At 26.3% G+C, this 15,504-nt stretch carries 13 protein-coding genes, 1 pseudogene and 1 riboswitch; of the genes and pseudogenes, 3 read left to right on the forward strand and 11 right to left on the reverse strand.

Annotated features, from left to right (window positions below; genetic code table 11):
* Both ACYUE0_RS16810 and ACYUE0_RS16815 read right to left on the reverse strand, forming a co-directional pair.
* Window positions 1-242, reverse strand: a 242-nt coding sequence (locus ACYUE0_RS16810; RefSeq protein WP_460271731.1) for a helix-turn-helix domain-containing protein, incomplete at its 3' end; no start/stop codon positions are given.
* A gap of 85 nt (window positions 243-327) precedes the next feature.
* Window positions 328-489 (reverse strand): annotated as a pseudogene (locus tag ACYUE0_RS16815) (MerR family DNA-binding transcriptional regulator); the annotation flags it as partial.
* Window positions 490-618: 129 nt separating this feature from the next.
* Window positions 619-728: riboswitch (TPP riboswitch) on the reverse strand.
* A gap of 127 nt (window positions 729-855) precedes the next feature.
* On the opposite strand from ACYUE0_RS16815, the gene ACYUE0_RS16820 reads away from it, so the two are divergent.
* The 3 genes from ACYUE0_RS16820 to ACYUE0_RS16830 all read left to right on the forward strand — a co-directional run bounded on the left by ACYUE0_RS16820 (window position 856) and on the right by ACYUE0_RS16830 (window position 4,307).
* Window positions 856-3,207 carry a helicase C-terminal domain-containing protein gene (locus tag ACYUE0_RS16820; protein ID WP_061995284.1) on the forward strand — a complete coding sequence of 784 codons (2,352 nt, stop codon included), beginning with the start codon at window positions 856-858 and terminating at the stop codon, window positions 3,205-3,207.
* 295 nt (window positions 3,208-3,502) lie between these two features.
* On the forward strand, window positions 3,503-3,700 hold the full coding sequence (locus ACYUE0_RS16825; RefSeq protein WP_061995283.1) for a hypothetical protein: 198 nt from the start codon (window positions 3,503-3,505) through the stop codon (window positions 3,698-3,700).
* Window positions 3,701-4,112: 412 nt separating this feature from the next.
* Window positions 4,113-4,307 carry a hypothetical protein gene (locus ACYUE0_RS16830; protein ID WP_460271733.1) on the forward strand — a complete coding sequence of 65 codons (195 nt, stop codon included), beginning with the start codon at window positions 4,113-4,115 and terminating at the stop codon, window positions 4,305-4,307.
* A gap of 295 nt (window positions 4,308-4,602) precedes the next feature.
* On the opposite strand, the gene carB is transcribed toward ACYUE0_RS16830, so the two are convergent.
* From carB to ACYUE0_RS16875, 9 genes are all read right to left on the reverse strand, one after another.
* Window positions 4,603-7,815 carry a carbamoyl-phosphate synthase large subunit gene (carB, locus tag ACYUE0_RS16835; RefSeq protein ID WP_460271735.1) on the reverse strand — a complete coding sequence of 1,071 codons (3,213 nt, stop codon included), beginning with the start codon at window positions 7,813-7,815 and terminating at the stop codon, window positions 4,603-4,605.
* Between the two features lie 50 nt (window positions 7,816-7,865).
* Complete coding sequence (locus ACYUE0_RS16840; RefSeq protein ID WP_199870914.1) at window positions 7,866-8,912, reverse strand: carbamoyl phosphate synthase small subunit; 1,047 nt, start codon at window positions 8,910-8,912, stop codon at window positions 7,866-7,868.
* A 459-nt stretch (window positions 8,913-9,371) separates the two neighbouring features.
* Window positions 9,372-9,593: a helix-turn-helix domain-containing protein gene (locus ACYUE0_RS16845; RefSeq protein ID WP_010296182.1), complete on the reverse strand. Its 222-nt coding sequence runs from the start codon at window positions 9,591-9,593 to the stop codon at window positions 9,372-9,374.
* A 10-nt stretch (window positions 9,594-9,603) separates the two neighbouring features.
* Window positions 9,604-10,071, reverse strand: a complete 468-nt coding sequence (locus ACYUE0_RS16850) for a DUF2975 domain-containing protein (RefSeq protein WP_199870915.1) — start codon at window positions 10,069-10,071, stop codon at window positions 9,604-9,606.
* 25 nt (window positions 10,072-10,096) lie between these two features.
* Window positions 10,097-10,561 carry a DUF2975 domain-containing protein gene (locus ACYUE0_RS16855; RefSeq protein WP_199870916.1) on the reverse strand — a complete coding sequence of 155 codons (465 nt, stop codon included), beginning with the start codon at window positions 10,559-10,561 and terminating at the stop codon, window positions 10,097-10,099.
* Window positions 10,562-10,586: 25 nt separating this feature from the next.
* On the reverse strand, window positions 10,587-11,045 hold the full coding sequence (locus tag ACYUE0_RS16860; RefSeq protein ID WP_460271739.1) for a DUF2975 domain-containing protein: 459 nt from the start codon (window positions 11,043-11,045) through the stop codon (window positions 10,587-10,589).
* 163 nt (window positions 11,046-11,208) lie between these two features.
* Window positions 11,209-12,543 (reverse strand): phenylacetate--CoA ligase family protein, encoded by a 1,335-nt coding sequence (locus ACYUE0_RS16865; RefSeq protein WP_460271741.1) that lies wholly within the window; start codon window positions 12,541-12,543, stop codon window positions 11,209-11,211.
* 456 nt (window positions 12,544-12,999) lie between these two features.
* The gene (locus tag ACYUE0_RS16870) at window positions 13,000-14,958 is read right to left on the reverse strand and encodes a GTP-binding protein (protein ID WP_460271743.1); all 1,959 of its coding nucleotides are present in this window, start codon (window positions 14,956-14,958) and stop codon (window positions 13,000-13,002) included.
* Window positions 14,959-15,304: 346 nt separating this feature from the next.
* On the reverse strand, window positions 15,305-15,504 hold a 200-nt coding region (locus ACYUE0_RS16875), incomplete at its 5' end, for an immunity protein Imm33 domain-containing protein (protein WP_460271745.1).

Genomic DNA, 15,504 nt, shown 5'->3' on the forward strand with positions numbered 1-15,504 from the left:
TGTTTTGTAGCTTTAGAAGATACTTCTTTTATCCACTTTTTATCTTGGTTATTAGGGATATACTCATTATTAAGCCATTTTGAAAAATCCATTCCACTTACAAATCTTTTTTCTTTTTGATAAATTTCTTTATTATGAGCAAGATAGAAATTATATATAAATCTTGATATTCCTATAGTTTGATGTATTTTTATTTTTTGTTCTAAAGTAGGTTTAATCTCTATCTTGTAAGCTCTTAACAACTGTAACTCCTCCTAATTCATTTGCAAATTTTTTTAAAATATCTACCTTTTCTTTAGAATCGCATTTAAAAGTAACATGTATATCTCCTATATATTCTAAATATTGGTCATAAGTATAATATCTTCGATTAGTAGGAGTTCTTTTAGCTTTTAATATATCTTCTCTGTCCCAACGTTGAAGCGTTTTTACTGATACGTTTAGTAATTCAGCAAAATCTTTTGGTTTATAATTTATAATATGTTTCATTTAATATACTCACTTCCTTCTGATGAGTATATTTTAACACATTTCTACACTATTTTCAATAAATTTAGCAACTATTCTCTACCTCCTTTTAAAAAAATAATGCTCTTTACCTAACACTGGTAAAGAGCATATAAATATCTACTTTAGGTATCCTACGCTGGCATTATCCAGATCAGGTTATAGGTCGAAGTGGCAACAACTTCCTCTCAGCCAATGCATTAGCTCCCTTTAAAATATTCTTATTTTTTGAAATCTTTCTCATATATAACTATAATAAATATTTTCCATATTGTAAAGCCTATATACTTTGTTAAAATATATATAATAGATTATTTAAAATTTATAAATAAGGAATGAGGTTTGATTTTGAATAAAGATTGTATTGATGCTAAACTTTCAGTTAGAAGTTTAGTAGAATTTGTTTATAGATATGGTGATTTAAATAATGAATTTGTTTCTTCCAACTCTGCTATCGAAGGCACAAAAATTCATAAAACAGTTCAAAAAGAATATGAACAAGAACATAAAGAAAAAAATGAAGTATTTTCTAAGGAAGTCCCTATTAAGGATACTTTTAATTATAAGAATTTAAATATTTATTTAGAAGGAAGAATAGATGGTGTTATATCTAAAGATAATTATGGAGAAATATTAGAAATAAAAAGCACTTCAAGAGATATGCTTTCAATTGAAGCCTATAATGAACTACATATAGCTCAAGCAAAAATATATGGTTATATGTATTCTAAACTCTATAATCTTAAAGATATATTAATTAGAATTATTTATGTTAATAGAGATACTCTTCAATCAAAAGATTTCGTTGAAAGTTTCTCTATAGATAGTCTATATGATTTTTTTTATTCTACTATTGAAAAATATTATAAATTTTTAATTTTAGACTATAATTTCAAAAAACTAAGGGATTCTTCTATAAAAGATTTAACATTTCCTTTTAAGGAATATAGACCACACCAACGTGAATTGTCCGTAACAGTATATAAAACTATACAACATAATAAAAAGCTTTTTTTAGAAGCACCTACTGGAATTGGTAAAACTATATCTACTTTATTTCCTTCTATAAAAGCACTAGGTGAAAAACTTGGCAATAGAATTTTTTACTTAACTGCTAAAGGCAGTACTAAAGATATAGCAGAGAAAACTATAACCCTTTTAAGAGAGCAAAATCTTAAAATTAAAACTTTAACTTTGACTGCAAAAGAAAAAATATGTTTTCAAGAAACTGCAAACTGTGATCCTAACCTTTGTAAATTTGCTAAAGGTCACTACGATAGAGCTAACAAGGCTATTTTAGACATTATAACCAATGAAGAAAATATAAATAAAGACATAGTGTGTCAATATGCCAATAAACATAATGTATGTCCTTTCGAAATTTCTCTTGACTTAATAAGTTATTGTGACTTAATAATATGTGATTATAATTATGTTTTTGATATGAAAGTTTCTCTTAAAACATATTTTAACGAGAAGAAAAATGAAAATATAATACTTGTAGATGAAGCGCATAACCTAGTAGAACGAGCCAGAGACATGTATTCATCATCACTTTTGAAAAGTGAATTTTTAAATTTAAAAAAACTTATAAAAAATGAAGATTATTCTCTTTATAAAAAATTAGATAAAGTAAATAATGTTATGATTGAAATTAGAAAATATAATGAAGAAACTAATTTTTATATATTTGAAAAAGTACCACCCGATCTTATAAAATATTTAGGAATTGTTTTTGACGGCATGGCTATCTATCTTGCAAAGGACAATATCAAATTCAAAGATAATGTATTAGATTTATACTTTAAAGTTAATGATTTTTTAAAGATATATGACATTTTTGATGAGAATTATATTTGTTACAGTGAACGAGCTGGCTCTGAACTTAACATAAACCTATTTTGTATAAATCCAAGTTCAGCATTAAAAACACCTTTTAAAAATGCAATATCTACAATATTATTTTCAGCAACATTATCTCCTATGAACTACTATAAAGAATTATTATCTTTCGAAGATGGTGATTACAACATGACTTTACCTTCTCCCTTTAATATAAATAATAGGGAAGTTATTATAGCTAATGATGTTTCTACTAAATATGCAAAAAGACAATCAAACTATAATAGAGCTTGTACTTATATAGATAATGTTTTAAATTCTAAAAAAGGAAACTACATGGTGTTTTTCCCATCATATCAATACATGAAAGATATATACAAAATAATGACTGAAGAATTTAGTTACACCAATATACTACTTCAGGAATCCTCTATGACTGAAAATGCTAGACTAGAATTTTTAAACAAATTTAATGAAAATAATGTTGTTGGTTTTTGCGTACTTGGAGGAGTATTTGCAGAAGGCATTGATTTAAAAGGTGATAAGTTAATAGGTTCCATTATAGTCGGTGTAGGACTCCCTAAAATTTCCTTAAGACAAAACTTAATAAAAAATCATTTTGATAATACAAAAGGAGTTGGATTTCATTATGCATATACATTTCCTGGAATAAACAAAGTAATCCAAGCGGCTGGAAGAGTCATTCGAAATGATACTGACAAAGGAATTATATTTTTAATAGACGAACGATTTTCAACTGAACTATATCAAAGTCTTTTTCCAAAACACTTTTTTCCTCAAAAAATAATAAATAATCCTTCTTCTGCAAAAAATATAATCAAAAATTTTTTTATTTAATAAATTAACAAGCTGTAGAGTTACAATTTTAACACTTAGCTTGTTTTTTATTAAATATATTTCACATACACTTTCACTTTTCATTCAATTCAAAATCCTTATAATAATTTTTTTATTTATACGATTTCATATAGTAAAATCAACGTTTATATATACTCATAAAGTTTAAATTTTCAGACACAAAAATTTGTTTACATACATTAACTTTTACGTTATTATGATATAGGCAATTGACCAAATCAGTTAGGATTAATTAAAAATTTATACTTTATTTTGATATACAGGAGGAACTTTTATGAAGTTTACATTTTTAAAAATTATACATTCTACTTCACTTTTAGGTATAATATTAAGTTTTTTATTAATTATTTTAGAATCATTTAATTGTTTTACATTATCTCACAATCAAGTAGTAATATTTGCATTATTGTTTATAGCTTCTTTTGGTGGATTAGTTTTTAATAATATTAATACTACTCTATCTGATAATTAGTATATAAATTTAATTTTATATATAGAAAAACTGTCTTAGGATAAATCTGAAATTTTATCTTAATACAGTTTTTTTATTTCTTTAAATTTATAGGGAAACAAGCTCCAATTTAAATTTATTCAATAACTTTAAAATATTTTCATACAAGATTCAGCATTGAATTCTAAGTGATTCGGAGCATGTCTCACTATTTTAGGTATCCAAGTTTTGGAATGGATAATTTTAAGAGTCAACTTGAAACCCTATAAATATATCCTTTAAATTTAGTTATTAATTTTCACACAAAAGAAAACATTTACAGACGTAAAAAATTAAGTTATTATTGTATAGGGAATATTTTAGATTTCTTTTTGCAACATAATTCTTAACATATTAATTTATAAAATTACATAAATATAGGGGGAGTACTTTCATGATTTTAAACTTTTCAAAAATAGCTCGTTTCACTTCAATTGTAGGTGTAATAATTACCTTTTTAATAGTTACTTTTGAAGCCTGTAACTTACTTGTTTTATCTAAAAATCAAATAGAATTATATACACTATTATTCATAATGTCATTCTTTGGCTTAGTTGTTAACGATTTCAAAAAATCTAAAATTAAATAATCATATCTATAATAATTGAAGCTTAAAATAAGGGGCTGTCGCAAAATGATTAAAAATCATTATGGATATTTCTAGGTTCAAAAAATGGTAAGAAAAATTTTAAATAAGCTATTTATTAAAAATAGAATTAGAAAATCTTATAAATTTGTGTTTCTTTTTTATTTTTCTGAATAGCCTTTTAAATTTTTTATTACCATTAATCATATATTAAGCAAATTACATATAAAAAGGAAGCTATCGCTCCTTTAACCTTTAGTTAATTTTGCAACAGCCCCTCCTAGCTTTAAATTTTATTTTAATTTATGCTTACTATATCAAAAACCTGTAAAAATTCTTTTTTAATATTTTCTTTTTCAACTTCTACCATTGCTCTTAGTGTATCAAGTGCTGTTATCACTCCTATACCCTTTTCTATAGCTTCTCTTCTTATTATAAAGCCATCTCTACTAGCTTTATTTCCCTTTGTAGGTGTATTAATTACTAAATCTACTTTTCCTTCTCTTATTGTATCTAGTATATTATTTTCCCCTTCTTTTATCTTATTTACTTTACAAGCTTTAATTCCATTTTCCTTTAATATATTATATGTTCCATCAGTGGATAAAAACTTATACCCTAAATTATTCATCTCCTTAGCTATTTGTAAAAATTCAGCTTTATCATTATCATTTACTGTTGCTAAAATCATACCCTTATCTTTTTTCATATACATATTCGCTGCTATAAAACCTTTGTATAACGCCTCTTTTATGTTATTGCCTATTCCTAAAACTTCTCCTGTAGATTTCATTTCTGGTCCTAAGCTTATTTCAACATTAGGAAGTTTTTGCGTTGAAAATACAGGCACTTTAACTGTTACAATTTCAGGTTCTTTATATATGTCTACCCCATATTTTAAGTTAGACAATTTTTCCCCAAGCATAACCTTAGTGGCAAGTTCCACTATTGGAACATTGCTTACTTTGCTTATATATGGAACAGTTCTACTTGCACGAGGATTTACTTCAATTACATATAGATTATTTTTAAACTCTATAAATTGGATATTTATCATACCATGTACACCAATTGCTAATGCAAGTTTTTTAGTATATTCTAAAACCTTATCTTTTATTTCTTTTGTTATGTTTTGACTTGGATACATAGTTATACTATCGCCAGAGTGAACTCCAGCTCTTTCCAAGTGTTCCATAACTCCTGGAATCAACACCTCTTCGCCATCACATATTGCATCTACTTCAATTTCACGTCCTAACATATATTTATCTATAAGTACAGGATTTTTGCTGTTTGATATAAATGCATTTTCTAAATAATATTTTAATTCACTTTCATTATATGTTATTTCCATACCCTGTCCACCAAGAACATATGATGGTCTTACAAGTACTGGATATTCTAGCAATTCAGCTTCTTTTAAACCCTCTTTTACAGACCATACTGCTTTTCCTTTTGGTCTTTGTATGTTAAGTTCTTCTAAAAGTTCTTCAAATTTTTCTCTATCTTCTGCCATATCTATTTGTTCTGCAGTTGTACCTAATATCTTAATATTCTTTTCCTTTAAGAATCCTGCAAGTTTAATAGCTGTTTGTCCTCCAAACTGAAGTATTACTCCATATGGATTTTCTTTATCAATTATGCTTAATACATCTTCTTCTGTTAGTGGCTCAAAGTATAATTTATCGGATATATTAAAATCTGTACTAACAGTTTCTGGATTATTGTTTATTATTATAGTTTCCACACCTAGTTTTTTAAGTGCTATAACACTATGACAAGAAGAATAATCAAACTCTATACCTTGTCCAATTCTTATTGGGCCTGAACCTATAACTATAATTTTTTTTCTATTACTTACTACTACCTCATCATACTCATCATAAGTTGAGTAGTAATATGGTGACACTGCATCAAACTCCCCACTACAAGTATCTACCATTTTATAAACCGGCTTTATATTCCAAAGATTTCTTAAACTATATATATCATTTGGTCTGCATTCTAACATTTTTGCTATTGCCTTATCTGAAAAACCATTTTTCTTAAGCTTTAAAAGCCATTCTTTGTTTAAATCTTCTATTTTTGATTTTTTAAGTTTCTCTTCTTCATCTATTATATTTTTTATCTTGGCTACAAAAAACTTGTCTATTCCTGTTATCTCACAAACTTTATCTATCATATAATTTCTTCTTAACATTTCTGCTAAAACAAATATTCTCTCATCATCAGCGCTTATTACTTTTACTTTTAACTCATCTAAACTTAAATCTTCAAGTACTTTATGTTCTAATGAAAATTTCTTTATTTCAGATGAGCGTATTCCCTTTAGTAGCGCCGATTCAAAATTGCTTCCTATAGCCATTACTTCCCCTGTTGCCATCATTTTTGTACCTAGTTTTTTATTTGCACTTTTGAACTTATCAAAAGGCCATTTTGGTATTTTTACTACCACATAATCTAAAGATGGTTCAAAGCAAGCAAATGTCTTTTTTGTAACTGCATTTTTTATTTCATCTAATGCATATCCCAAAGAAATTTTAGCAGCTACCTTAGCAATTGGATATCCAGTAGCCTTTGATGCTAATGCTGAACTTCTACTAACCCTTGGATTTATTTCTATTACTGCATACTCAAAACTTTTTGGATTTAATGCAAACTGAACATTACAGCCACCTTCAATCCCTATTTTGTTAATAATATTTATAGATGATGTTCTAAGCATCTGATACTCTTTATCACTTAATGTTTGACTTGGTGCTACAACAATACTATCCCCTGTATGTATTCCTACTGGATCTATATTTTCCATGTTACAAACTGTTATACAATTTCCATAACTATCCCTTATAACTTCATACTCTATTTCTTTCCACCCTTTAATACTTTTTTCTAAGAGTACTTGTCCTATAGTACTTTGCTCTAATCCGCTTGTAAGAATTACTTTTAACATATCTTCATCATCAGCAATTCCCCCACCAGACCCACCTAATGTATATGCTGGTCTTACTATTACTGGATATCCAATTTTATTTGCAAATTTCATACCACTTTCTATATCCGTAATAATTTCACTTTCTATAACAGGTTCATCTATATCATTCATAACCTGTCTAAAAAGCTCTCTATCTTCACCTTTTTTAATTGATTCTATTGAAGTTCCTATTATATTAACATTATACTTTTCAAGTATCCCAGCTTCACATAAGTCTACCGCTAAATTTAATCCAGTTTGTCCACCCATACCTGCAATTAATGAATCTGGTCTTTCCTTTGCTATGACCTTTTCTACAAACTCTAAAGTTAATGGCTCTATATATACTTTATCTGCCACTTCTTTATCTGTCATTATTGTAGCTGGATTAGAGTTTATTAGTACAACTTCTACTCCCTCTTCCTTTAAAGCTTCACAAGCTTGTGTTCCAGAATAATCAAATTCAGCTGCTTGTCCTATAATTATTGGACCTGAACCTATAACTAACACTTTTTTTATATCTTTATTTAATGGCATAATAACAACCTCCAACTTTCTTTCATTTTAACTAGAATTCGACTTTGCATTTATAACATTTTTAAGAATTTATCAAATATATAACTTGCATCATGTGGTCCTGGTGATGCTTCTGGATGATATTGAACACTAAATATTGGGAAAATCTTGTGTCTCATTCCTTCACAGGTTCCATCATTTACACTTACATGAGTCATAACCATATCCTTTGGTAACTTTTCAACCATATATCCATGATTTTGTGATGTTATGTGTATCTTATTCTCCTCTAAATCTTTAACTGGATGATTACAACCTCTATGTCCAAATTTCAATCTTCCAGTTTTTCCACCTAAAGTTAAAGCTAATAATTGATGTCCAAGACATATACCTACTATCGGTTTCTTGCCTACTATCATCTTAAGATTTTCAATAACCTCTACTAAATCTTCTGGGTCTCCAGGCCCATTGGATAAAAATATACCATCTGGATTTATATTTAATATTTCTTTATAAGATGTAAAAGCTGGTAATACCGTTAACTTACAATCTCTTTTTTTAAAACTTCTTAAAATGTTTTCTTTGATTCCAAAATCTAAAACAGCTATATGTTTCCCATTTCCCTCTATTACATATGGCTCTTTTGTTGTTACATTTCTTACTGCATCTTTATTGGAAAAGTTATTAAGTCTTTCTTCTATTTCTTCAACTTTTAAATTTTCAAGTGTTATTATGCCTTTCATTGTTCCATTATCTCTTAAAATTTTTGTTAATGCTCTTGTATCTATTCCCTCTAAAGCCATTATTTTATTTTGTTTTAAGTAATTTTCTAAATTCATTTCACATCTAAAATTACTTGGTTCACTACAAAGTTCTCTAACTATAAACCCTTTAACTTTTGGAGTTTTAGATTCTAAATCTTCTAAATTCACACCATAATTTCCTATCAAAGGATAAGTCATAGTAACTATCTGCCCATGATAAGACGGATCTGTTAAAACTTCTTGATATCCAGTCATTCCTGTATTAAAAACTACCTCTCCAACTGTATCCTCTAAATATCCTAAAGCTTTTCCTTCAAAAGTAATTCCATTTTCAAGTATTAGTTTAGCTTTCATGTTAACCCTCCTAGTATTTCTTTAACTATTTTTATACTATTTAAATATAAGTAGTAGCGAAATACACCTAAGGTTAGGATTAATTAAATTTACCATTTGTAACTTTTTAAAAAGTAACTATTAATATGTGCACCTATTTTTAACTACCTAAATTTTATTGTTACTCTTTGGAAAATATTAAGCACTTTATGCTCTCTTTGGATTTTTGCCAATAAAAAAGGATTAATAAAAGAAATTTCTTTTATTAATCCTGTAATTCCAAAGTATATTAATCTAGCCTTAAACTATGCAACAATTAGACATAGCTATACTATATCCTCAAATTGCACTAACATACTCCTTACTGGCCTCACAGGACCAATTTAAAGTGTATTTCAAACCCTAAAAATATTATTCTATTTGTATTGATTTTAGTTTAAAATATAATATTTGTCAATAATTTTCAAAAACTTTTTTAAATTATTCTTCACTTTCCTTATCTTCTACATATTCTAGTATATCTCCTGGAGTGCAATCTAAAGCCTTGCATATTGCCTCTAATGTTGAAAATCTGATAGCTTTTGCCTTATTAGTTTTTAATATAGATAAATTAGCATTAGTTATATTAATTTCTTCTGCTAAATCTTTTAATGAAACTTTTCTTTTAGCCATCATAACATCTAAATTAACTATTATAGCCATATTCTTCTCCTTATATCGTTAAATCATTTTCCTCCTTAATTCTCTTCCCTTCTTTAAATACATGTGATAAATATATATTTGTTAAACCTATTATAAAAAATATAACTGATGTTGTTTTTAATGATGTTTCTTTTAAAGCAACAATATCAAAACCGCTTTCATTAAAAAAATTACTTATTTCTTCTATCATAGATAAAAATATCATACCATATCCTAATTTTTTAAAATTATTACTATTTTTTATTGAAAATATTGTATAAATATTACATTCTACTATTTCAGCTAAATTATAGGCTAAAAAAGTATAATCACCAGCTTGTAAAACACATAAAACAAGACAAACCATTTCACCTGTAGATTTAATAGTTCCTAAATTAACAAGAATACCTACTGTCCAAAACAATGTAAATATAGTCATAAAATAAAATGCACTGCGTAAAATAAATAAAACATATTTTTGACTCTTTATTTCTTTCATAAATTAACCCTCACAAACCTCAATTTTATATTGTTAAATCATTTTCTTCCTTAATTCTCTTTCCTTCTTTAAAAACATATGATAAATATATATTGGTTAAACCTATTATAAAAAATATAATTGATGGTGCTTTTAATGACCTGTTTCCATATGATAAAATATGAAAATGACCCCCTGTAGAAAAATTAAGTATTCCTTCTATTATTGATAAAAATATCATACCATATCCTAATTTTTTAAAATTATTACCATTTTCCACTGAAAATATTGTATAAATATCACATTTTACTATCTTTATCAAAACATAAGATAAAAAAGCATAATTTACCATCATTAAAACTTTCAAAATAATTTTAATAGAATCATTGTCATGAGCAGATAAGTACTTAAAATCTTTAACTATAAACACTATTGTTAAACAACTTATAGTAAAAAATGCAATATATAAAATAAATAATATACATTTTTGACTTTTTATTTTTTTCTTCATTATATCCACCTCATAAACCTCAATTTTATATTATTAAATCATTTTCTTCCTTAATTCTTTTTCCTTCTTTAAAAACATGTGCTAAATATATATTTGTTAAACCTATTATAAAAAAAACAATTGCTGCTGGCTTTATTGCTATTCCATTAAATTCAATGTATGTCTGTGCTGAAATATTTGTCATTTCTTCAGCTAAAGCTAACACTATCATACCATAACCTAATTTTTTAAAATTCTTTACATTATTCACCGAAAAAATTCCATTTAAATTACAATTTACTATCTTTATTAATATATAAGATAAAAAAGTATAATCAAATAAAATTATAACAAAAAATAATATGTCCATTTTTTCACTTATAAGGATAGGATCACCTATCATCCTTATAAACTCTACTATCATCATTATTGTCATTATTGCCATACTAAAACAAACTAAAGATAATAATGCTACAATGCATCCTCGAATTTTTATTTCTTTCATAATTTTACCCCTCCATAAATAACCTTTTAATGACCCTTAACTTTATTTTACCACATTTTATTTCTTTTTCAATAATAAATTATTGAAAAACAATAAATTATTATTGAAAAAGAAATAAAAGAGTTATCTAAAATAAAATTTTAGATAACTCTTTTATAAGATTTTATATCTCTTTAATTACTAATTTTGATTTTCCTGTATTTTGACTCACTTGCAAATGTTCTACAAATCGTATATTATATTTGACATTTTCTAAGTTTTTTTCTTTTAAAAAAGCATGTAGTTGATATTCTAATTCTTCCTTCTTTAATTGTCTATTACCTATACTTTCATAAATGCACCTTAATTCAAAATAATTTAAACTTTTTTGTACAAATTGATATTTACTTATACCTCTTACATTTAAATCATCTAAAAATAAGGGATGAAGAAAATCCCTTTTCCCTCTTTCATTAACAAACCACATAATTTCTTCATTTCTCCCCATTATCTTTCTTATATAAGTATAAGGAAGATCCCCATCTCCCTCCTTATTAAATCCATAAACTACATCACTTAATCTATATCTAATAAGTGGAAAAGCTTTATTATAAAGTGGAGTTATAATAAGGTGATTCTCATCATCTATCTCTACATAATTTAAATCATCATAAAGATACATTCTTTTTTCATTATTACTTCTAGCACCTATAAAAATAGACTCAGTACATCCATAGTAATCTATTATATCTGCTCCAAAAACCTTTTTATATATTTCAATACATTCTCTTGTTAGTGGCTCCCCTCCTGTAATTATCTTTTTAGGTGTTATATTTATTTTTCCTTGTTCTTTTAATTCTGCTACAAGATTTAAACAGGATGGATAACCTGATAAATAATTAGGATTATAGTTTCTTATTAAATCTATCCACTGATTTAAAGGTTTTTGAGCATTTATTATACGACTTTTACATTTATATTCCTCCATACCAAACAAAGCAAGAGCAGTACATGCATATCCTCCTCCAACAGGAGCTATATACAAGTTTTTTAAAGGTATATCAGATAACCCTAACTTTACATTTCCACCTCTCATAGTCAATCTTATAAAGTTAGCTGACAACATTCTAAGTGCTCTTTTATCATATATAAAATTTGTAGGAATACCTGTGGTACCAGAAGTATGCACAATGTATCTATCTTTAATTCTTAATAATAATTTTTCACTAGCTAAAATTTTATCAATTTCTTTCTTATCAATCTTTTTTACAGATATATCATAAAAATTTTCCCTAATTTGTTGTTTTGTAATTATTGGTATATCTTTTATTAAAATATCATCAAGATCTTTATACATTATTCCTTTTGATAAATATAATTTTTTATAAAAATCACTATTTTTATAAGCATATTTTAATATTTTTCTAAAATTTTCTTCACTATATCTTAAAATTTCTTCTCTAGATAAACTATTATGCTTATATAGTTCTCTTCCATGTTTAGCTAAATCTACTAGCATAAAATTCACTCCCACTAATGTAATAAAACGTTAACTTATAAGTCTGCTTTAACTCATTGATATAAATTTTTCAGATACAAAAGCGTATACAAACTTGAATATAATTCAAATTACATTAAAATATCTAAAATTAAATTCAAGCTTTTTTTACTATAGGATTCCAAGTTAAGTTCTAAAATTATTCATTTATCAAATGAGAAAACTCAAATTAATATTTTATCAATAACTAACAGATTATTTTAGTTAAAAGTTAAGAGTGAATAATTCTTAACTAAATATATTTGCACTTATTTTTCTCAACTGATAACAAAAATTTGATGAATAAATTTAAATTGGAGCTTGTTTCCCTATATTAATTAAATTTTTAATTATATTATTATTATATAAATCTTGTAATAATTTGTTAAATTTATTTCATTTGTAATATGAAATAAAAACAATATATCCACTGCTCAATTAATTAATTGAGCAGTGGATATATTGTTTAATCTCTTCACCTCTCACTGTAAAGCCTTGGCCTTTTGAACAAAATATAGATGATGATGTATATTCACCATCACTATTCTTATTATAATTAATTTTTTTAATTACTTCTTCACTATTATGGCAAACATCATATCCATCAAATGCAAGACTTATTCTACCTCTTCCCTTTGTATAGGAAATAAATTCTTTTGGATAGTTCATAAAAGTAGCTACTGGTATTCTTCCTGTTATTATGTTACTTTCTATAGAAGTACTTTTTAATTGAAAATTACCATTTAACTTTTGAACATCTGATATAACTCTTCCAGTATGCTCTAAACTTATTTCTATTTTAAATCTATAATATGGTTCTAACAATATACAATGAGCATCTTCTAATGCATACCTTAACGCTCTAAGTGTAGCTTCTCTAAAATCTCCACCAGAAGTATGTTTGTTGTGTGCTCGTCCTGTTAATAAAGTAACTTTTAAATCTGTTATTTCTGATCCTGTTAATATTCCTTTATGTTTTTTTTCATATATATGTGTCTTTACTAAATTCTGATTTCCTATAGTTAAATCATCTGCATGGCAAGTATTTTTAAATTCTATTCCACTACCCCTTTCACCTTTTTCTATCTTTAAATGTATTTCTGCATAATGACCTAAAGGTTCAAAGTGACCATATCCTATGGCTGTTGATTCTACGGTTTCCTTATATAAAATCTCACAATCACCAAACTCAACTTCTATATTAAATCGTTCTTTTAAAACGTCTTTTAATATTTCTAGTTGTATATATCCCATAATATGAGTTTGTATTTCTTTTAACTTTTCATTATACACTATCATTAAATTGGGGTCTTCACATTCTAAAATTCTAAAATATTTTAAAACTTCTCTTTCATCCAAACTTTTATCATATATTACTTTAGAAGTTAAAGTAGGAATCATTTTAAAGTTTGTTTTCTTTAAAACTTCCCCTACTCCATCACCAGGCAGTAACCCTTTTGGACCTACAACTGCAAAGATTTCACCAGCTACAGCCTTATCTACGGTTTTAAATTTTTCACCGTTGTAAATTCTTATTTGATTTACCTTTTCATAAATTTTATCATTATCTGCATTTATATATTTAAGTTCATCTTTTATTTTTAAACTTCCTTGTAATGCTTTTATATAGGTTATTTTGGTTCCATCATCATCATGCCTAACTTTGTATACTCTACCAGCAAAATCTTTATCCACTAAAAACTCACTATATGTTAGAATATCTATGTTTTCCATAAATTCTTTAATCCCCTTATTATAAAGTGCTGAACCAGACATACAGGGATGAATATTGCATTTTTTTGTTTCATCTTTTATAAAATTAACCCATAAATTTTTTTCATAATTGTCTTCTAAGTATAATTCTAATAAATTTTCATCCTTTGCTCCTATCTCTTCAATAAGTTCACAGTCCAACGGTTCTTTTAATGAATTATTAAGATAAATAACTTCTCCATCACAAACTTCCCTAATTTTATTTATTACTTTTAAAACATTTGCACCATCTCTATCTTCTTTATTAATAAAAAAGAAGGTGGGAACTTTATACTGTTTAAGTAATTCACATACAGTTTCTGTATGACCTTGAACACCTTCTACTGCACTTACTATTACCACAGCATAATCCATAATTTGAACTGCCCTTTCCATTTCTGTAGAAAAATCTACATGCCCTGGAGTGTCTACTAAATAATAAGTAGAATCATTATAATAAAATGTAGCTTCATTTGAGAATACTGTTATTCCTCTTTTTTTCTCAATGTTATGATTATCTAAAAAAGAATTTTTATGATCAACTCTTCCTCTCTCTTTAATTACTTTTGTATTATATAATAATTGCTCACAAAAAGTTGTCTTTCCTGCATCAACATGCGCTAATATTCCAATTGTCTTATACATAATTTTTACTCCTAATAAACTTTTTTATTGCCAATTTATTATATCACAATCCTTTATTTTATATTTATACTTCATACAATACAACAAATTACTTACTTATTGATACTATCCATATTTTTCTCTTTGTATTACTTGCCACTAAAGATATTAGTATTGATTGGCAAGGACATCCTTTGTCAGACACTTATATCTGCAGAACTGCTAAAAAATAATGAACCATCCTACTTAAATTTCAGCTGGTTCATTTCATCTTTTCACTAAATTATTTAGATTATGCAGCTAATAATTATAGTACTATTATTCATTATTAACCAATCATCTTTTTATACGACTAGTTTACCCTTTATTATGCATTATACTTTTTTAATACATCGATATCATTCTCATCTAGAACAGTCTTTAACTCATCTTTCTCCAAAATAGCCATATAACCACTTGGCAATGCTAGAGTTTTAATTATTGATGGTCTAATCTTTAATAATTGATATGCATAATACGCTTCTAACTCATCAGTAGCAATTGTTTCATCAACTGGACCAATATACC

This window comes from Clostridium sp. CTA-19, from assembly GCF_054767855.1.